General features: G+C 39.9%; 16 protein-coding genes. 8 read left to right on the top strand and 8 right to left on the bottom strand.

Features of this window, described 5'->3' with window-relative positions:
* Nucleotides 1-51: 51 nt before the first annotated feature.
* Nucleotides 52-2,421, bottom strand: coding sequence for a glycosyltransferase family 4 protein (locus AC559H_RS01280; protein ID WP_026793705.1), 2,370 nt, complete (start codon nt 2,419-2,421; stop codon nt 52-54).
* Nucleotides 2,422-2,568: 147 nt separating this feature from the next.
* On the opposite strand from AC559H_RS01280, the gene AC559H_RS01275 reads away from it, so the two are divergent.
* From AC559H_RS01275 to AC559H_RS01260, 4 genes are all read left to right on the top strand, one after another.
* Nucleotides 2,569-3,669, top strand: a complete 1,101-nt coding sequence (locus AC559H_RS01275; RefSeq protein ID WP_026787133.1) for an AI-2E family transporter — start codon at nt 2,569-2,571, stop codon at nt 3,667-3,669.
* Between the two features lie 133 nt (nt 3,670-3,802).
* Nucleotides 3,803-7,459, top strand: coding sequence for a PAS domain S-box protein (locus AC559H_RS01270; protein ID WP_026787132.1), 3,657 nt, complete (start codon nt 3,803-3,805; stop codon nt 7,457-7,459).
* 38 nt (nt 7,460-7,497) lie between these two features.
* Nucleotides 7,498-7,875: a response regulator gene (locus AC559H_RS01265; RefSeq protein WP_026787131.1), complete on the top strand. Its 378-nt coding sequence runs from the start codon at nt 7,498-7,500 to the stop codon at nt 7,873-7,875.
* 207 nt (nt 7,876-8,082) lie between these two features.
* Nucleotides 8,083-9,141 (top strand): adenylate/guanylate cyclase domain-containing protein, encoded by a 1,059-nt coding sequence (locus AC559H_RS01260; RefSeq protein ID WP_026787130.1) that lies wholly within the window; start codon nt 8,083-8,085, stop codon nt 9,139-9,141.
* A gap of 126 nt (nt 9,142-9,267) precedes the next feature.
* Here the strand turns inward: AC559H_RS01260 and AC559H_RS01255 are convergent, their stop codons facing one another.
* From AC559H_RS01255 to rimO, 3 genes are all read right to left on the bottom strand, one after another.
* Entirely contained in the window at nt 9,268-10,050 is a 783-nt protein-coding gene (locus AC559H_RS01255; RefSeq protein WP_026787129.1) for a TspO-related membrane protein, read from the bottom strand.
* A 217-nt stretch (nt 10,051-10,267) separates the two neighbouring features.
* A complete protein-coding gene (locus AC559H_RS01250) occupies nt 10,268-11,674 on the bottom strand; it encodes a DEAD/DEAH box helicase (protein WP_026787128.1) in 1,407 nt (468 codons plus the stop codon).
* A gap of 358 nt (nt 11,675-12,032) precedes the next feature.
* Nucleotides 12,033-13,349 carry a 30S ribosomal protein S12 methylthiotransferase RimO gene (gene rimO, locus AC559H_RS01245; protein WP_026793706.1) on the bottom strand — a complete coding sequence of 439 codons (1,317 nt, stop codon included), beginning with the start codon at nt 13,347-13,349 and terminating at the stop codon, nt 12,033-12,035.
* 157 nt (nt 13,350-13,506) lie between these two features.
* On the opposite strand from rimO, the gene AC559H_RS01240 reads away from it, so the two are divergent.
* Complete coding sequence (locus AC559H_RS01240; RefSeq protein WP_026793707.1) at nt 13,507-14,109, top strand: DUF2059 domain-containing protein; 603 nt, start codon at nt 13,507-13,509, stop codon at nt 14,107-14,109.
* A gap of 72 nt (nt 14,110-14,181) precedes the next feature.
* A complete protein-coding gene (locus AC559H_RS01235; RefSeq protein WP_026793708.1) occupies nt 14,182-14,871 on the top strand; it encodes an N-acetylmannosamine-6-phosphate 2-epimerase in 690 nt (229 codons plus the stop codon).
* On the opposite strand, the gene AC559H_RS01230 is transcribed toward AC559H_RS01235, so the two are convergent.
* A complete protein-coding gene (locus AC559H_RS01230) occupies nt 14,844-15,845 on the bottom strand; it encodes a lysylphosphatidylglycerol synthase transmembrane domain-containing protein (protein ID WP_330949456.1) in 1,002 nt (333 codons plus the stop codon). The genes AC559H_RS01235 and AC559H_RS01230 overlap by 28 nt on opposite strands.
* Nucleotides 15,846-15,930: 85 nt before the next feature.
* On the opposite strand from AC559H_RS01230, the gene gpmI reads away from it, so the two are divergent.
* Together gpmI and secG are read left to right on the top strand one after the other, a co-directional pair.
* Entirely contained in the window at nt 15,931-17,529 is a 1,599-nt protein-coding gene (gpmI, locus tag AC559H_RS01225; RefSeq protein ID WP_026793710.1) for a 2,3-bisphosphoglycerate-independent phosphoglycerate mutase, read from the top strand.
* Between the two features lie 77 nt (nt 17,530-17,606).
* Nucleotides 17,607-17,834, top strand: coding sequence for a preprotein translocase subunit SecG (secG, locus tag AC559H_RS01220; protein WP_026793711.1), 228 nt, complete (start codon nt 17,607-17,609; stop codon nt 17,832-17,834).
* A gap of 72 nt (nt 17,835-17,906) precedes the next feature.
* Here the strand turns inward: secG and AC559H_RS01215 are convergent, their stop codons facing one another.
* From AC559H_RS01215 to AC559H_RS01205, 3 genes are all read right to left on the bottom strand, one after another.
* A complete protein-coding gene (locus AC559H_RS01215; RefSeq protein WP_081694783.1) occupies nt 17,907-18,422 on the bottom strand; it encodes a DUF2726 domain-containing protein in 516 nt (171 codons plus the stop codon).
* Between the two features lie 165 nt (nt 18,423-18,587).
* Nucleotides 18,588-20,183 (bottom strand): Shedu immune nuclease family protein, encoded by a 1,596-nt coding sequence (locus tag AC559H_RS01210; RefSeq protein WP_026798415.1) that lies wholly within the window; start codon nt 20,181-20,183, stop codon nt 18,588-18,590.
* 288 nt (nt 20,184-20,471) lie between these two features.
* A complete protein-coding gene (locus AC559H_RS01205) occupies nt 20,472-21,023 on the bottom strand; it encodes a DUF433 domain-containing protein (RefSeq protein WP_237745574.1) in 552 nt (183 codons plus the stop codon).
* Nucleotides 21,024-21,084: the final 61 nt, after the last annotated feature.

The raw sequence follows: 21,084 nt of genomic DNA, 5'->3' as shown, positions 1-21,084 counted from the left end.
AACTGGTAATTTTCAGTGTATCCTATTCTTTCCCAGATGACAATTTTAGAATTAAAGATTGTGGAATAAAACCTTTAATAATTGCTCAACAACAATTTTCCATGTAAATCTTTTTGAGACAAAATCAGGCCCGATTTTTTGGAGGGATTGATAAAGGGTTTCTTTTTGAATTACCATTTCCATTAATTGTAATAAATGTTCCTGATCCGGTTCTAAAAAGAATCGCGTTTCCCCTGTTTTTAGAGTGATTTGCTCAAATCTACTTCTGATTTTATAGACTAATTTTTCATCTGTAAAATCATCCGTTGGCCCCCCGTCGGTACAGATAACGGGAATACCAGAAGCCATCGCTTCTAACACCGGAAGATTAAACCCTTCGGCGGCATAAGGAGACACATAAGCATCGGCGGCTTGATACAATTGTGCCATTTCTAAGGATGATAAGTTATTACCAATATAAACCATTCGAGAGGAAATTCGTTGTATTTCTGTCTCGTTTAATGTGTCTTTTGTAGCTTGTTTGAGATAGTCTTTAGAAGGAAAAATTGCATCTCTCCCTTTTAAAACTAATCGGGCTTGGGGATATTTTTCTGTAATTTGAGCAAAGGCTTTTAAAATCCGATCAATTCCCTGACGTTCATTCCACATTACCCCAATATTCAGGAAGATAAAACCATCATTCCAGCCAAATTTTTTTCTTAATTCCTGTCGTTTTTCTTCGGGTAAAGGATGATAAATATTAGGGTCAATTCCTAAAGGAATTACCACTACTCGTTCAGGAACAGCGCCACTGCGAATAAATCCTTCCCTCGACCAATGGGAGGAGGTAATAATTAAGGTATCAGAATTGCGATGAGCTTCTCTAAAACATTCAATTTTCATGCCATTTAAAATAGAACGTGGCACAATTCCCCATTCTGTACAGCCAAAAATAGCGGTTTTTTTACTAGATGAAGCTGTTAAATTAAACGGACAATAAACCCGCAGGGTAACATCCACTTGTTCCTCGGTTTTAGGAACAGTAATTTGGTCTAATATATCTTCAGCTTCGATACTTAATAAATGTTTGCTAGGTTTCCAGTCTGAGGTAACATAAGGAATGTCTTTATGAAAAACTTTTAAAGCTGGATATTTAACCATTTCTAACAGTTGATAACTGTTAATAAAGGAATAGGAATGGGGAATATCTCGCCATCCTTCGACAATAATACTATGGGGATCAGATAAAGAAACAGAATCTTTAATTATGGGATTTGCCCAGGATATTGCTGTTTGATCTTGGCAAATTTCTAAGAGTTGATCAACGGTATGTTTCCAGGTATAATGTTGATTAACCCAATCGGGCGCAGTTTTTCTAGCCTGTTCTCTCCAAGTAGAATTATCTATAGCTTCCTGCATTAATTCTGCCAGATGTTTCCAATTTGGATGCAGAAAGAATTGACTTTGATTTTGAATAATTCGAGTTTTAAATCGAGTATCTATTTTTAAGGTAAACTCTGGATTAATAATTTCTTCTGTGGCTCCTCCAGAAGCATAAATAATCGGTAGTCCCGATGCGGCTGCTTCTAATACTGATAAATTAAAAGCAGTGGCAATATCCACCGCTAAATAAGCATCGGAAATCTGGTATAATTGGGCTAGGGATGCACAGGATAGGGTTTGATTAAAATAGGCAACTCGCTGTTTAACTTTAGTAACTTCTTCCTCGGTTAATACTTGTTGACTAGCACTGGTTAACCACTGGTTAGAGTCATGAAAAAAATCCGATCCTTTTAATACTAATCGCGCCTGGGGATATCGTTCTATAATATTAGCAAAAGCTTTTAAAATGGGTTTAATTCCATCTTGATCCTGTAAACTTCCGACATGGAAAAATATAAAATAATCTTCCCATCCCCATTGTTTTCTAAGTCTATTTCTTTCGGTTTCATCTAAGGGATAATAAATTTTAGGATCAACACCCCAGGGAATAACCTTTATCTGTTGAGGATTTAGACCACTGCGGATCAGTCCTTCCCGTGACCATTGGGAGGGCGTAATCATAGTAACATCGGGATTAATTATTTGATTTTTTAAGTGAAATAGGGGTTTAAGTTGTGGCGAAGAATCAATTAAAATTCCCCAAGGAGCAGTGGTATAGATCAGGGTTTTTTGACTTTGAGATGAGTTAAAATTAAAGGGTTGATAGAGACGGATAGTAACATCAGCAGGGGGATTAATTGCTTGAGGAATTTGTTGTAACTGGGTTTCTAATTCCGATGGGAATAATCCGTTTAAATGTTTCCACTGGGGTTTTAAACCGGGAATATCTTGATGGGTTATTTCTAATTGCGATCGCTTTAACAGTTCCAAAAGTTGGAATTGATTGGTGATACTATAAGCATGGGGGATAAAACGCCAACCTTCAACATGAATTTTCATAGATAATTTTTTCCTTAAATATAAATTAATGAATAATTTCTCTTGACGAATGTTCCCTTAATGATTAAAATAAATCAAGGCAGCAAATAGAATTAAAACATAGTTTTCGATCATGATCAACCCCTGAGACTAACTTACTGAAAATCTATGAAATCTGAACGACGTATTTCATTTTCCCTCTCTAGTCTGCTGCTGATTTTAGCATCTGTATTTCTACTGATTCTGCTCTGGCAAATTCGAGGTTTAATCGTTCTATTAATGATTTCTGTGGTTTTAGCCGCTTCTATTGTTCCTATTGTTAATTGGGCAGAAACAAAACAGGTTCCTCGATGGTTAGCTGTGGTTTTAGTTTATCTAACCCTAATTGCCGGATTAACAGGATTTGGATTAGTCATTGGGCCGGCTGTGGTGGATCAAATTACCCTATTAGTGCGTCAATCTCCAATTTTTGCAGAAAAAATAATTGGAATTACCACTAATTTAGCAGGTCGATTAGGAGCAGATACCTCCACTTTTATTGAACAATTAATTGATACTCAATCCTTAACCAGTTGGGTAATTCGTTCGAGTCAACAATTGATTTTACGCTCCTATGGTATTACTAGGGGAATTGTGGGCGGGGTTGCCAGTTTAATTTTAGCTCTATTTATTTCCGGCTATATGGTGGCTGATAGTAAAACCCTAATTAATAGTTTAATTCAATTTTTTCCCTATCCTTGGAATCAAAGATTAGCCGCCCAAGTTAATCCTATTAGTCAACGGATGGGGGGTTATATTCGCGGCCGAATTTTAGTCTCGGCAATTTTAGGGATTGCTACCACAACGGCGTTAGGATTTTTAGGATTACAAGATTTTGCTATTGGTTTAGGCGCGATCGCTGGAGTCACCAATTTAATTCCCTTTTTAGGCCCAATTTTAGGGGCTATTCCGGCGTTAATTGTTGCCTTAGCTAAAGGCGGATTTATAGTCGTTTGGGTGTTATTATTGTATGGAATTATTCAAAATATTGAAACCTACATTCTTGATCCTTTATTAGTCGGTTCTTCCGTGGGAATTCACCCGTTGTATCAGCTTTTATCCGTCCTGGGCGGGGTACAAATTCTCGGTATTCTGGGTGCATTAATTGTACCCCCTTGGTTTGCAGGAGTGGCGGCATTAGTTGAAAATCTGTATCTACAACCCAAATTAATCGCCGAACAACAAGAGGAAAGTTCTGCCCCGGGTGATGAGGTATCCTCCAGAAACTAATTTTTCAATTTTGATGACTTACCAATTCCAGAGGTTAAACTAGATCCGTTGCCCCAAAAAACATTGGGAAAACTAGCCCCCCTAGCTCTGTTTTCCCCTGACCGCATCCCGACTTCTTCAACCATGAGATTCTATGCACTACGCGCTCCAACGCCAACTCAAACGCCTGGGTCTTGATCGACAAACTCCTCCAGTTGATATCTCTACATGGCAAGAATTTCTGGAAGTCATTAACCACAGCTACAATGAAGCGGATCGAGAACGAAATTTAATCGACCGCTCCCTTACCATGTCTTCCCGGGAAATGTTGGAGTTATATAACCAACAAACTCAGGAATCAGAAACCCGTTTACAAGCAGAAAGGAATCGAGCCAAATCCGTAATTAGTTCCCTGGGGGCGGGGTTATGTATTTTAAATCCCCAGGGCCGTTTGTTATCAATGAATCCTGAAGCGGAAAGGCTACTAGGATGGTCGGAAGTCGAATTGGCGGGAAACCCTGTCTTAGAGTGGATTGGAGGGCGATCGCAATTATCCTTAGATGGGTTTCAACAACTTACCGAATCCGCCTCCACCCCCGCAGAGTTAACCTCCTTCCTAGAACCGATCAAATCCAGTGACGATCAGTTTCTTCGTGCCGATGGCAGTATTTTACCCGTTTCCTATGTATTAACTCCGATTTTAGAGAAAAACACCTTTGTAGCAGCCGTCTTAGTATTTTTAGACATTACCGAACGCAAACAAGCTCAGTTAGAAGCCGAACGTTCGATCTCTCTCCTACGCGCCACTTTTGATTCCACCGATGCCGGAATTTTAGCCGTTGATCGCACGGGAAAAATCTTAAATTTTAATCAGAAATTTGTGGAAATGTGGCAAGTTCCCACCACCCTATTCAAGCCTCCCCACGATCAATCTGCCTTAGCCTTTGTGTTAAGACAATTAAAAGATCCGCCTCGATTTCTAAAAACGGTCATGCAGCTTTCTTCTGAACCTCAAATACCAACTTATGATGTGGTAGAATTCAAAGACGGCAGAGTTTTTGAGCTATATTCCCATCCTTCCAAAATGGGGGAAAAATTAGTTGGGCGAGTTTGGAGTTTTCGAGATATTACCCAAAGAAAACGAGTCGAAAAAGCCCTACAATATCGGGTAGAATTTGAACAATTAATTACTAATTTATCGACTCACTTTATTAGTTTAACCACCGATGGGATTGAAAATGGTATTCAACAGGCTTTAGAACGAATTAGTATCTTTATTGAGGTAGAACAAAGCTATTTATATTTATTCGCCGATCAAGAAATCCAGATGAATTCGGTTTATCAGTGGTTAGCAATCAAAAGTCTAAATCTTGGCCTACAAGAAAACGCAAGATTAACCGATTTATTAAAGAAAATATTACCCTCAAAACTTTACATTTTTGATATTCCTTGGTTAGAAAAACAACTCAACCGCTATGAAAATATTTATCTAGCGATTCAAGATTTACCCCCAGAAGCACTAAAGGATTTAGAATATTTACGACAATTTCATCAAAGTTTAGAATTATCATCTTATTGCGAAACCGATACTTCACCTGCAATTGCATCCATTATTCTAGTTCCGTTAGTCTGTCGTCGGGCCTTGGTGGGCTTTCTGCGATTTGATTCTATCTATTCTAGTTATACCTGGTCATCGGATAATATTGCCCTATTAAAAATGGTAGGAGAAATGTTTTCTAATGCCATTGAACGCAAACAAACCGAAGAATTTTTACGACAAACTGAAGCCAAATATCGCAGTATTTTTGAAAATGCCGCCGAGGGAATTTGTCAAACCACTCCAGAAGGGAAATACCTGAGTGCTAACCCGGCATTGGCAAGAATTTTAGGCTACAATTCCCCAGAAGATTTATTGCGAACCATCACCCATATTGGTGATCAATTATATATTAATCCTCACCGTCGAACCGAATTTATCACAGCAATTCAAAATAATAATTCAGTATCCGGGTTTGAATCCCAAGTTTATCGTCGAGACGGAAGTATTATTTGGATATCAGAAAATGCCCGGGCTGTTCGAGATCAAACCGGACAACTACTCTGTTTTGAAGGCACAATCGAAGATATTACCGAAAGTAAACAAGCCGCAGAAGCCCTGAAACAAGCCAAAGAAGCCGCAGTTGCCGCCAATCGAGCTAAAAGTAGCTTTTTAGCCAATATGAGTCACGAACTCCGCACTCCTTTAAATGCGATTATTGGCTATAGTGAGATTTTGGCAGAAGAAGCCGGAGACTCAGGATATGAAGATATTGTTCCTGATTTAGAACGAATTCGCACGGCTGGACGTAACTTACTATCTTTGATTAATGATATTTTGGATATTTCTAAAATAGAAGCGGGGCGGATGGATTTGTATTTGGAAACCTTTGAGATTCCCATGTTAATTGAAAGTGTCGTCGCCACGGCTCAACCGCTTGTAGATCAAAATAGAAATACATTGGACATTCACTATGCCCCCAATACCCCCAGCACCATGCTCGCCGATTTAACTAAAGTTCGACAGGTCTTATTGAACCTGATTAGTAATGCAGCTAAATTCACCTCAGCAGGCCAAATTACCCTCGATATTTGTCTAGCCCAAACCCTGCCATGGGAAGACGTTCACCCGCAAAATCTGACCGTCGATCCCAAATCAGGCTATATTGCTTTCCAAGTCCGAGATACCGGAATTGGCATTACTCCCGAACAACAAAAACAACTATTTGAACCCTTCACTCAAGGAGACGCCTCAACCACTCGCCGTTATGGGGGAACGGGATTAGGACTAACGATCAGTCAACGCTTTTGTCAAATGATGCAGGGTTCGATTAGCGTTAATAGTGAACTATCCAAGGGTTCCACCTTTACCGTCTATTTGCCCCTCTGGGTTCAATCCCTATTCCCAGAAGCGGAATTGGAATCCGAACCAGAGGAACCTTTGGGAGAACAAGATTTAATCTGGGTTGAACCTACCTTGACAGTTAATAGTTCATCGGCAACGATCTTAGTCATTGATGATGATCCCGATACCCGGAATTTAATCGAGCGATCGCTAATCGAGCACCGAATGCTCGTAGAAACCGCAGCAACAGGGGAAGAAGGACTTCAGCTTGTCCAAGAACTGCGTCCCGATGCCGTGATTTTAGATATAATCCTACCAAAAATGAGCGGTTGGGCGGTATTATCAACATTAAAAGCCGATCCTAATCTAGCTGATATTCCAGTGATCGTGTTATCGTTCATCAGCAATAAAAATCGAGGGTTTGCCTTAGGTGCATCGGACTATCTAACAAAACCTTTTGATGGGAAGCGTCTGGCTACTTTACTAAGTAAGTATCAACCTGATCGGAAACCGGATATTCTGCCCCTAGCTAATCACATTTTAGTTGTTGAAGATGATCCTATAATCCGACAAATGTTACGCGGATTATTACAGCGACAGGGTTGGATAGTTCAAGAGGCGGCCGATGGTGAAGTCGCTTTGCAATTGATCCAACAGTCCGCTCCCAGACTAATTCTGCTGGACTTAGTTCTTCCCCGAAAAAGTGGTTTTGAGTTGATCCACGACCTTCAAAAAGCTGAACCGTGGGCGCATATCCCAGTTATCGTAATTACGGCTGCGGAATTAACCCCCTCAGAATGGATGCAATTGCGGGGATATGTGGAGCAAATTCTTCAGAAAGGCAGTTATAGCGGTGAAGATCTTTTGAAAGAAATTCATACGTTGTTGAATGCCAGCTTGAAACAGTTTCCATTAAATTCTAAATCGTGAAAATTCTAAGCCTAAACTATTAATGTTGAGATCAGATCATGGTAAAGATTTTATTAGTTGAAGATAATGAAATGAATCGGGATATGCTCAAACGACGTCTATTCCGCAAGGGATATGAGGTATTTATTGCCGTGGATGGGGCTGAGGGTGTGGCACTGGCCCATTCAAAAATGCCCGATCTGATCCTGATGGATATGAGTTTACCCGTGATGGATGGATGGGAAGCTACCCGACAAATTAAAGCCGATCCAAAAACCAAAGCCATTCCCGTAATTGCGTTAACGGCCCATGCTATGGCGGGCGATCGGGAAAAATGTTTGGCCGCCGGGTGCAATGATTACGATACAAAACCCGTAGAATTTTCCCGTCTATTGGACAAAATAGAAGTCTGTTTAAAGAAAGCCACCGCACCCTAATCAGTTATCAGTAAACAGTCAACAGTCAACAGTTATCAGCCAAGAGAAACTATAAATCTCTACTCTTAACTCTTACGGAAATATTGTAGAATCTGCTGAAAGCGATCTCAATTTTTATCTGAGCAACTGATTTGATGAAAACCTTAGCTGGAGGCGTGGTACTTGTTGTTACTATCCCAAAACGACAGTAGGAGCCACTAATAAGAGATGGAAGCTCAACCCGATCGCGTGCTAATTGTTGATGATAATGAGGTTAACCGTGACCTCCTGGCTAAAAGACTCCAGCGCCAAGGTTACGGCGTGACTGTGGCTTCTAATGGCTTTGAAGCCCTGGAAATGATGGCATCAATGTCCCTGGACTTGGTGTTACTGGATATTATGATGCCTCAAATGAATGGCTATCAAGTCTTAGAGACTTTGAAAGCCGATCCCGCCCTGCGTCATATTCCCGTGGTGATGATTTCGGCGGTTAATGATATTGATAGTATTGTTCGTTGTATTGAATTAGGGGCCGAAGATTATTTATCTAAACCCTTTAATCCGGTTTTATTAAAAGCTAGAATTAATGCCTGTTTAGAAAAAAAACGCCTACGGGATCAAGAACAAGCATATTTAAAAAAGTTAGCTGAAGAACAGGAAAAATCGGAACGATTATTATTAAATATTTTACCCGAAGCGATCGCCCAACGTCTAAAACAGGGGGAAAGCACCATTGCCGATAGTTTCGCCGATGTCACGGTTTTATTTTCAGATATTGTTAATTTTACTAAATTATCCGCTAATTTATCCCCGGCTCAATTAGTGGAAGTTCTCAACGAAATTTTTTCGGCTTTTGATGAATTGGCGGAAAAATATGGCCTAGAAAAAATTAAAACCATCGGAGATGCTTATATGGTAGTTGGGGGACTTCCCACTCCTCGCCCTGACCATGCAGAAGCGATCGCTAATATGGCCTTAGATATGCAAAGCATTATCGGTCAATTTCGTCTCGAAGGCAATGAACCTGTACAAATGCGAACCGGAATTAATATCGGGGCGGTAGAAGCGGGAGTTATTGGTACCAAGAAGTTTACCTATGACCTTTGGGGAGATACGGTAAATACCGCTAACCGCATGGAGTCCCATGGCGTCGCAGGCAAAATTCAAGTCACAGAAACTACCTACCAACGTTTAAAAGATAAATACATTTTTGAGGAGCGCGGCATCATTGAAATTAAAGGCAAAGGCGAAATGTTCACCTATTTCCTCATCGCCCGAAAAGATTGAATTGGGTAATGGGGATCGCGGATTTAAGAGGATTTCACGGATTTCACGGATTTTAATCTGTGTTAATCTGCGTAATCCGTTTAATCCGTGTTCAGATTTCACGGATTTTAATCTGTGTTAATCTGCTTAAATCCGTCGTCGTAAAATAGTTAAACTTAATCCAAATAATCCCAAAGATAGAGATACACCAATAGCTGTGACTAAAATTAAAGGTTGGGTAGTTTGGCGAACTGCGATCGCACAAAGTGCCCACATAATCACAAAAGGATAGGCAATTTCATTCCGTTCAATAATTAAAATAGACGCTACAGTTCCAGCAATTACTAATAAAATTGCTGTCCATAATTCCGGTGAAATTCCCCCGCCTTTCCATTGCCAATTTTCCAAGACTAAAGCGACATTCACAATGGTTGCGACACTAATCCAACCCAAATAAATACTAATCGGAAGATCAACATACCAGCGTTCTTGTTTAGAGACTTTAACCCTACCAATATTTAATCTTAAATAAGCCACAATTAAAGAATTTAAAATGGCTATCATTGCCCCCAAGGACAAAAAAAACATCTGATATTGAAATAAAAATACCCAAATAATTTGGGCAACACTGGCTAAAACCAAGGCAAAACCTAACTTCTCTAATCGCGGATTTTCCTGGTTTTTAGGTAAAAATTGATATAGGGCAAAACCGAATAATCCTAGATAAATTAAGCCCCAGATGGCAAAGGCATAATTAGCCGGAATAATTTTAACATCTCTAAAAACTGTATTAGAAATTTCTCCAATAGTTAACCCATTAAAGGGAGCTAAATTCGCTAATACATTAATTCCAAATGCGGCGATAATCGCCATTAAATTTGCCCATTGTCTGAGGGAGTTAAGATGAGAGTCCTGAGAATTAGTCTGCATGGGTCTAATAATTAGGTAATTGGTAATTGGTAATTGGTAATAGAAAGAGTTTGCCTTCCGTGTTCCGGTGTTCCCTCCCCCCTAGCCCCCCGTGCACGGGGGGTTTGGGGGCTGTTCCGGTGTTCCGGTGTTCCCTACTAAAAAAAAATCCACCAGACACGATCAATTGCATCTGGTGTATCTATTTTAATCGGTAGAAACCGTCATTCGTTGAATCCTATTCAACGCCCTGGGACACCGAAGGACGAGGAACCACCCGACGATTTAATTTCGGTTTAGAAGACGGGAGTGGCATTTCTTCTTCCTCAGCCGGGAATTCGGAATCTAACCAACTGGGGCGAGTTTGATCGTAGGCCAGTTGTAAAGCCGCCGCGGCGATCGCCTGGGGATCGTATTCCTCACTCAATTGGGCCACAATCGGTAAGAAAGAGGCAACCCGTTCACCCGTTAAGGCTTCCTGCACTCGTCCTTGAAGTCGTTCAATATAACGGCCTTCAATTTGCGAGCGCTTAGGAATCGACAACACCGTAAAGTTATGATTCAAATGGCGCTCAATTAACCGCAGTTTCCGGCGATCAATCGGTTGAATCAACGTAATTGCGATCCCTTCCCGTCCGGCGCGACCTGTACGACCAATCCGGTGCACATAACTCTCGGCGTTATCGGGTAAATCGTAGTTAATCACGTGGCTGAGATGATCCACATCCAATCCCCGGGCAGCGATATCCGTGGCCACGATCCAACGCACCTGACGACGGCGGAAGCGTTGTAGCAGCCGTTCCCGTTGGGTTTGGTTCAAGTTACCATGATATTCGTCAACACTGTGACCTGCGGCTTGCAGGAAAGTAGTTAACTCCGCAGCAGCCTGTTTAGTGCGGACAAAAATAATCGCTGATTCTGGATCTTCTAATTCTAAAATCGGTTGCAACGCCCGGGCTTTTGACCACCCACGGGGAGCCATATAAGCACGCTGTTCAATGCGTTTGGGAGTAGCTTTGGGGTTTTCAGCTTTAATGGTGACTGGATTTTTGAGGAATTTCTTCACCAGTTTCCAAATCGAAGGCTCCATCGTAGCCGAGAAAAACGCCGTTTGCCGATCTTCAGCAACGGATTCCAGAATTTTTTCTACATCCTGAATAAAGCCCATGCTTAACATTTCATCGGCTTCATCCAACACTAACCACTTAATCCGGTCAAATTTCAGATTCCCCCGGTTGAGTAAATCTAAAATCCGTCCAGGTGTGCCAACAACAATCTGCACGCCCTGTTGTAACCGTTGGATTTGTCGTTCAATCGACTGACCGCCATAAACGGTTAAAATATACAAGCTGCGATCATCGGTCATTTTCCGAATCGCTTCTTTAACCTGCATGGCTAACTCCCGAGTTGGGGTCAGGATTAACGCTTGTACGCCCTTTGCACTTGTATCCAGTTGCTCCAGAATGGGCAATGAAAAGGCGGCTGTTTTGCCCGTCCCGGTTTGAGCCAGTCCCACCACGTCCCGTCCAGACAAAATATGGGGAATTGCTTCGACTTGAATGGTGGTTGGCTCGCTAAAGCCTATTGTTTCCAGATAACTAGCACGTTCTTCGGAAATTCCTAAGCTTGCAAAAGATGGACTCATTCATTCTCCTATCTATGTGTTTTAGCCCGGTTCCTGACCTTACCCTATCCATTTGAGACACTTTTACTACAATGCAGAGGTTTATTAGTTTTGCTATAACGCTTGACGTAGCTCTCTACAAACGTTGAGTTACGCTGTCTCTTGGGCATCTTGGAACCTTATTTACATTCCAAGGTCTTCAAAGTTCCTGAACTCACTTTTTGTCACAACCATTGAGGTTGTTTAGTCAATCAGACTCTTTATAGACCATCTCTCTCTAGGATAACGCTTAACATTCAGAAATATAACAACAAATTTCTTAAAATTTGCGGCGATTTCGGTGAAATGGCTTACCTGTAAGCTTTTAAGGGCTAACGTTTTATTCTAAGACGTAACCATAGAGATCATAAACATCAGCATCGGTGATTTGGACTTTCACCATTGAACCCAAACGAGCATCGCCTTCAATATAGATTAAGCCATCTACTTCTGGGGCGAAACGGGAAGAACGACCGATCAATTCTCCGGTTTGGGGATTTTGTTGTTCAATGAGAACGTCTACCACCTGGGCGATGGATTTTTGATTTTGCTTGAGGGAAATGGGTTGCTGTATCTCCATTAAGGTATCCCGACGGGCATCCATTATCCCTTGAGGCAGTTGATTCGGCAATTTATAAGCAGGGGTTCCTTCTTCGGGAGAGAAGGTAAACACGCCGACGTGATCGAATTCGTGGCGTTGCACAAATTCCCGCAGGTGTTCAAAATGTTCCTCAGTTTCTCCTGGGAAACCAACAATAAATGTGGTACGAAGCACCGCATCTGGTATAGCGGTTTTCAGCGTTTCGATAATTCGATCGTTGACTCGCCCTTGCCAAGGACGGTTCATTGCCCGTAACACATCGGGGTGTGAATGTTGTAGCGGTAAATCTAAATAGGGTAAAACGTTAGGGGTCTCTTGCATTGCTGCAATTACTTTTGGGGTTAACCCCGTGGGATACGCATAGTGCATCCGTATCCAGGGAATATCAACTTTTCCTAATGCCCTTAATAATTCTGCCAGTTTGGGTTCACCGTAGAGATCCAGTCCGTAGTTGGTCGTGATCTGAGAAATAAGGATTATTTCCTGAACCCCTTGCTCGGCTAATTGCTGGGCTTCAGTAACAATTGATTCTATAGTACGCGATCTTTGGTTTCCGCGCAAGTGGGGAATGATACAAAAAGCGCAACGATAGTCACAACCCTCTGCTACCCGCAGATAGGCAACTCCCTCGCTAGTGGTACGATAACGGGGGACGGTTTCATCGGCGATATAGGTGGGTTCGGCGGAAACTTCTTTAACTCGTTCTCCCTGTTCCACCCGTCTGATCACATCGACAATTTTATGATAATCTCCGGTTCCCACAACGGCAACGGCTTCGGGGAGTTCGTCTAACAGTTGTTCTTGGAAGTGCTGGGCCATGCACCCGGTAATCACAATTTTTTTCTTGGCGTCGGCTAATTCTACCAAGGTGCGAACCGATTCTTCCCGGGCGGCTTCGATAAAACTACAGGTATTGACAATAACGTAATCCGCTAATTCTTCGTTAGAATCAACCTGATAACCTGCCTGTACCAATAAGCCCAGGATATGTTCGGTATCAATGCGATTTTTTTCGCAACCGAGATGAGAGATCGCAATAGTTGGCTGTGTTGCCATTCTAATCAAATTCTGTATAAAGATTACACAACGAATTTTGGATTATACCATATATTTTAATCTTTGGTTAAAATCCGTAGGATGTGGCTATTCCCGCGCAGGCACCAACACTATCGCATTTTTGGTAATATAATCTCAAAAATCAGGAGAGTTTTTTATGTTCTTAAAGCGAATTTTATTACTGGGAACTATTTTATCTTTAGGGGTAATTTTCCCCACACCTGTCAAAGCAGAATCTACTCCCAAACCTGAATTAGAATTATCTCAACCATCTGTTTCTGAAAGTAAACGTCAACTGATCAGAGAATTAATAGAACTCACCGGAGGAGAAAAACTATTTAGACAGGTTAGCCAAATTACGACCGCCCAACTTCAACAAGAATTTACTGGGATTTTAGAATCTATTGTCCCAGAAAATTCGGGAATTTCCTCAGAAAAAAAGCAACAAATGATTAATCAAATTAACCAAGATATGAGTCGCATTCTCACCCAATATAATCAAAGATTAATGGAAAAACTTGATTTTAACCAAATTCTGGAAAAAGTTTATTATCCCCTGTATGATAAATTCTTTACAGAAAAAGATTTACAAACTATGATTGACTTTTATCAAACACCCACAGGCAAAAAAACCATTACTGTTATGCCTCAATTACTCCAAGAATCAATCCAACTATTCTCCCAAATTATTCAACCTCAAGCTACCCAAATTTTTAAAGAAATATTTCAACAAGAAATAGACCGTTTTAATTCAAAATAATTAATTTTTGATGGCTCAAAGTTTAATATTCTTTGTGCCTTAGTGCCTTTGTGTTTACCTCAAAAATCCTTCATGAAATCTAATCTTTTTTCCCTCTTAACTCACGGATTAATTGTCTCCTGTCAAGCGCCAATTGATTCTCCCCTACATGATCCCATTGTCATTGCAGCCATGGCTAAAGCCGCCGTTAACCAAGGAGCATTAGGGGTGAGAATAGATACCCCAGCCCATGTTGAAGCCGTGCGTAAATGGGTTTCTCAGCCTATTATTGGGTTATGGAAACAACAAATTCCAGGGTTTGATGTGTATATTACGCCACGATTTGAAGATGCCATTGCGATCGCTAACTCAGGGGCTGATATAATTGCGATTGATGCTACCTTGCGAGAACGTCCCCAAGGAGAAACCGTTAAGAATTTAATTGCTAAAATCCATCAGGAATTAGGCAAACTTGTGATGGCGGATGTGGATAGTTTAGAAGCAGCTATAGAAGCGGTAGAAGCGGGTGCAGACTGTGTAGGAACAACCTTATATGGTTATACAAAAGCCACCCAAAATCAATCTCCTCCGGGTTTTGATTTATTATCCCAAATGGTTAAACAATTGCAAGTTCCTGTAATTTGTGAAGGGGGAATTTCTTCACCGGAAATGGCTAGAAAAGCCTTAGATTTAGGAGCCCATGCTGTGGTTGTTGGTACAGCGATTACGGGAATTGACTTATTAGTTAAAGCCTATCAATTAGAATTATCTAAAAATCTTTGATCTAATTTGGCTAATAATGCACCCAGGGTTTCAGCGAGAATACTGACTAAACGGTAAAATGCGATCGCACCCAATAAAATAGCAGGGGAAAATTGTTGATTCAATAAAGCTAAAATAGTGGCTTCAAAAACTCCTAATCCTCCGGGGGCACCCGGAATTAATAAACCCAATAACCAAGCAAAACTATAGGCTCCTAATAATATCGGAATTTGCTCAAAAGTTAGGGGAGTTAAGGCGAGTAAAGTCAACATAAAACCCGACCATCTTAATAAAACGAAACTTGCCCCTCCGAATAGGGGTTTGAGGGGATAATGATCTAATTGACAGGAGGCTTCCTTGGGAATATCAGACAGTTGTTTTTTGAATTTTGAGGTTTCTAAATATTTCAGAATTGGGTTCAAAATCCGAGGATGAATGCCAATTCCTAAAGCAATTAAACCTAAAATTTGTATAATCCAATAGGAACTATTATAGCTGATTAATGCCAACCCTAATGCGGCGACTGCTAGAATCAAGGGCTCAAGTAATACACTTAATGCCGCCCCTTCTAGGGCAATACCAGAGTCTTTCATCGCCATAATTCGCCCATAAAAGTGCCAAATATTCCCCGGCAGATATTTCGCAAGATTAGTAATTAAATAAAGCTGTAATCCCCAACGGGGTCTAATTATTTGCTTAAACTCTTTAACAATAATTAACCAGACAAAGGCTGACCAAATATGGGCGCAAAGGGTAATAATCAGAGCTAATCCGAGATAGAGCCATCCCGTTGAACTAATATCAATTTCTGAAATTTCTTGCCAATGCTTTCTAAAACTTGCAGCCAAGAAAAATAATGTTCCTCCCAGGACTATCCATCGTAAATAAGGTTTAAGGAAGCCGAGGAGACTGATCGCAAATTTCATTAAACGCCCTAAAAATTTAGATTTTGTATCAGCTTTTAAAGGCTGAATTTTAAGTTTTATAGGTGGCATTATAAAGTTCTCGTGATTAACAGACTTCCCCCATAAGGTATAATCTAGCCAGAAATCACCACAAGCAGGAAAAGGTAACTTAAGTATGGCACCAAAATCTGTATCTCCCGTTGTACTTATCATTTTGGACGGATGGGGTTATCGTGAACAAACCGACGGAAATGCCATAGCCGTTGCCAATACCCCGGTGATGGATAGTCTATGGACAGCTTACCCCCGAACCCTAATTCGCACCTCTGGGAAGGCCGTGGGCTTACCCGTGGGTCAAATGGGAAATTCAGAAGTGGGTCATTTGAATATTGGTGCGGGGCGCGTTGTCCCTCAAGAGTTAGTTAGAATTTCCGATGCGGTTGAAGATGGCACAATTCAAAATAACCCGGCATTGTTAAAAGTTTGTCAAGATGTTTTAGATAAAAACGGCAAGTTACACTTGATGGGTTTATGTTCTGATGGTGGTGTTCACTCCCATTTAGATCATTTATACGGACTTTTAAACTTAGCAAAAGCTAAAAATATTAGAGATGTTTGTATTCATGCCATTATGGATGGTCGAGACACTAATCCTAAAGATGGAATTAAATATATTAAGCAACTTCAAGAACAAATTGATGCTATTGGTATCGGTCGTATTGTAACAATTAGTGGCCGTTATTATGCCATGGATCGAGATAAACGATGGGATCGAGTTAAACAAGCTTATGATATCATGACTACCGATGGGGAAGGTAATGGATTATCGGCCGCCGATGTGATGTTATCTTCCTATTCTGAAGGCATAAAAGATGAGTTTGTGTTGCCCTGTAGAATCGCATCTGGGGCGGTGGAAGCCGGGGATGGGGTGATTTTCTTTAACTTCCGTCCTGACCGGGCGAGGGAGTTAACTCAGGTGTTTGTTGATGCTGATTTTAAGGATTTTGAACGTTCCTATATTCAGCCCCTGAGCTTTGTAACTTTGACTCAATATGACTCTAATTTTCCCGTTTTAGTTGCTTTTGAACCCCAAAATCTGAATAATATTCTCGGACAAGTTATCGCTGAACATGGGTTAAAACAATTACGCACGGCGGAAACAGAAAAATATGCCCATGTCACCTATTTTTTTAATGGCGGTTTAGAACAACCCTATCCGGGGGAAGACCGAGAATTAATTCCCAGTCCCTCCGTTGCTACTTATGATTTACAACCGGAAATGTCCGCCGAAGCTGTAACAGATGTGGCAATTGAGGGTATTGAAAAGGGAATTTACTCAATGATTGTAATTAATTACGCTAATCCTGATATGGTCGGACATACGGGGATGATGGAGGCGGCAGTAAAAGCGGTTGAAACCGTTGATCACTGTTTAGGGATATTATTACAAAGTATTAGTCAAGCTGGGGGGACGGCGATTATTATTGCTGACCATGGTAACGCCGAATATATGTGCGACGCGGAGGGAAATCCCTGGACAGCCCACACAACTAACCCCGTTCCCTTTATCCTAGTAGAAGGGGAAAAACGCAAAATTCCAGGTCACGGAACCGATATTCCTTTACGGACAGATGGCTGTTTAGCGGATATCGCCCCCACGATTTTGCAGATTTTGGGTATTCCTCAACCCCCGGAAATGACGGGTGTTTCTATGATTGAATCCGCCGCCTATGAAGTTCGGGAAAATCGGACTCCGATGCGGGTAAAACTTTAAATTAATTCCTTGAAAAATAGGTTATAATTAAAGGTTTGACGCTTTAATTTTTCTGTTCAAATTATCAACTTCTTAACATGGTTACTCAAGTATTACAAGCGGTTTGGTCTTTATCGGCTGTAGGGATTATTATTCTGGTCTTACTCCATAGTCCTAAAGGCGACGGTATTGGGGGTATTGGTGGACAAGCTCAATTATTTACTAGCGCCAAAAGTGCCGAAACTACCTTAAATCGGATTACTTGGATGTTAGCGATTATTTTTATGGGACTTACTGTTATTTTAAGTGCAGGTTGGATTAAATAGGATTGTCAATTTATGATTGAATCCTGAACCCTCCTTCTATATAATAGAAAGGGGGTTAATTTTTGTTTAATATTAAAGGGTAAGAATGGCAGTTAAAAAGGTTTCTAATTCCGTTCGTCCCTCCTGATTAATAATATTATAAAAAACTTCTGTATTTTCATCTGGGGTATAGAATCTATAAAACCGTCTATCTGTTTCAACTGAACGCACATAAATTAAGGGAACTCCCACCTTTTCTAAGAGTTTTGCTTTTTTGCGATCGCGCACCTGAGCTTCTAAACTATCATGATAATGGGATTGACATTCTATGACTAATTTAGCATTACGACTGGCTTTAAATCCCCGTTTCATTAAGGCAATATCGACTCTGGAATTCACCCAAAATTTCCAAATCTCATTCGGTAGCCATCCCACAGAATGGGAACAAATCACTCCTAATGGAACCTGTGGACAATAGCGAAAGCGATCGCCTACCCCACTGACCAAAGCTGTTCCTCTGTTGTTGTTTTCTTCTGAATGCTTTTTTGTTCCGTGGCGATGGGCTCCGCCCAGCCGAAGGCTATCGCATCCAGTAATTGTAGCATACATTTAAGGATTTCATATTACTTAATTAGTCAGCTTAAATCTCCCTCTGTTTCTATGAAGTTAACTTCTGTTTAATAGCGATTGCGTCTATCACTTGCGTAAGTCCTGAATATGTTTATCTGGAGGGGATACAGGCATTTTGTGTTTAGTTAGATTACGAATTTTGAATTAATTTTCAAGATTTTGAATTAAAGCTTCAATGCGATCAAGTAGATCATCATAAGTAATAACTTTTACCGAACGATTATGGTTAAGATGTACTAAATTTCGCTTCTCATCATCACTCATGTTGAAGCTTCTACCAATTACCACTAAACCTTGAAGCGGTGCTGAATGATCTAAAGATTGAGGGATTTGATCAGGATGTTCTCGCCACCATCTCAACCAGTCTTCCACCTGTTGAATGGCATGAGTAACAGGATATCTTAATCTTCCTGATTTATTGAATAATGGCAAACTAGCTTTCTCTAATTCAACTAGAATAATTCTTTTATCGCTTAGTTTATATTCCAACAACAAGTCTGCACGATAGTCCTTGCCTAACCGAACTTCTGACAAGATATTAAAATGTTCAGTATCCAAACAAATTGGATTATTTAAGATAAATTGATGTAGATCTCTTTCTGGAGTAGAAGGATTTTGAATAAGCTTAGATAAAAAGTAAAAAAGATTATATAACTTTGATGATTTTTTTTCTTTAGTATGAATTATTTTAAGTCTCTCATCTAAAATCCTCTCTTTTACTTTGGGATCTGACAAGTCAACTTTAGGAAGGTAAATAACATCAGCTGGTGGAATGAGTTCATAGCCACCTGTCCGAATTAGTTTACCAACAATGACGGGATAATTTCCAAGCACAACACAGGGGACTGTTTGAATGTTAGACGAACGGTAGGAAAGATATTTTGGATAGTCATCACTCATAATAAAAGCATTTTTATCCCAATAAACTAATAAACTATTACTTAGTGTGGGTTCACCATTAAATTTTTTCTTTAATAGCTCTAAGGGGTATGATAAGCAAAAATCAATATCATAAGGGCGTATTAATGAAAAAGGAACTTCTACAAGTGAACAGGATAATTTTTCTTTATCAGCTAACTCTAAAAGTGCAATAAGTTTTTTGTCCAATGGTGGAGCAACAAAGTCTAATTTTAGCTTTTTTGGATCAAGGAATTGATAATCTAAGTGCTTAGTAATGTAATTAAGAATTTTAGTAATTAGGATCAGAATTGGTAGACTTTGATAATTTTTACTATCATAAACCTCCCATTCACTTGAGCGAACAACATTAAACATTGGGTGAGGATGATTTGTACTAGCACGAATCTCAAAAATCCCAGGAAGAAAATTAGGAAACTCCTTTTCAGATAATAATATGATTTCGTAAACATATCCACTATCTGCAAGTTTTTCACAATTTATTAGAACACCAAAATTAATAGGTAAATTTTTAGGACATTTAAGTATCTCCAAAAAAACGGTTTTTTCTAATGGGAAATCTTCTAGCATCCTCAACAAATCTTCTATAATAAATGGTTCTTCTAAGTCAGAATAAATAACCTCCTTAGTAGAATCTAGTGTAAAAATAAACATAAGTATTTTAGACAAATAGGTATTCGAGCGCATTTGTTTAAAAAAGAAAGACTCAACTTCATGCTTTTCAGGTAAGTAATTCTTTTTGCTCGTAATCATTTCAAATAGCTTCAGCTTCAATCTTGCTAATAAAGTATTCTTTTTCGATTGTTCGGATATTTTAGCCATTAGTTATCATTAAAGTGAAGGTACAAACTTTATCAATTCTAACAAAAAAAGTACGAGGAGATAGCTGCTTACAGAAAGTAGTCTAGCCATCTCCAATTTCTATAAATTCATGGATTGAACGCTTAAGTCTTTCAAAGTGATCGTGAAATGACGTTGTTTGCCTATTGTAACAAAAGAACAGCTACCGTTATATATAAGGAAACATTGTAGATAACTCAAGAAACCGGGTTTCTATCCAAAAATTTAGATTACAACCAAAAGACTACAGCTAGAAACCCGGTTTCTGACTCACGAAACCGTCCTCGCGCTCTGTTCTTTTTCTAAGCGATCGCATTCTTCATAATAAGCCATAATTTCTTGATCCATACTTGACTTATTGACATAATAATAGGTCAAAGCCGCATAAATTTGTCCTAAATTCAAGTGAGGAAATTCTCGTAAAATTTCTTCAACAGTCATGCCAGCATTATAATCAATTGCAATACTCATCACCGACATTCTTGTTCCCGTAATGCGAGGGCGACCCCCACAAATTCCGGGTGTAGAAATAATTAATGTACCGATATCCGTTAAAGTTGTTGACATATTAAGATTAGTAGTAAAAAGTTTAAGTTCATCCTCAGTTATATCTTGAGTTAAATCTTGGGCAATTTCCCAAATCGGTTTTCTTTTAGTTTCAGAGGAAACTTGATGTTGATAATCGGCTTGAATAAAGGTTTTTAACTCAGAAAAAATTAAATCCAGTGAATCTCCTTGAAAGGTTTGTTCAGAGAGTTCAGGACAATAGGCTAAATATCCTGAATCCGTTTTTTCTATGGAAACATTAACTTTATAGGACATAATGGTTAGAAAAATTACAGAAGGATTAAAGAGGTGAGCAAAGCCCACCCTAATATTTACA

Origin of the sequence: Planktothrix prolifica NIVA-CYA 540 (assembly GCF_963864145.1) — a bacterium.
Classification (GTDB): Bacteria; Cyanobacteriota; Cyanobacteriia; order Cyanobacteriales; family Microcoleaceae; genus Planktothrix; species Planktothrix agardhii.
Note: the sequence above shows the minus strand (reverse complement) of the source record. Positions and strands in the feature narration are given on the sequence as shown.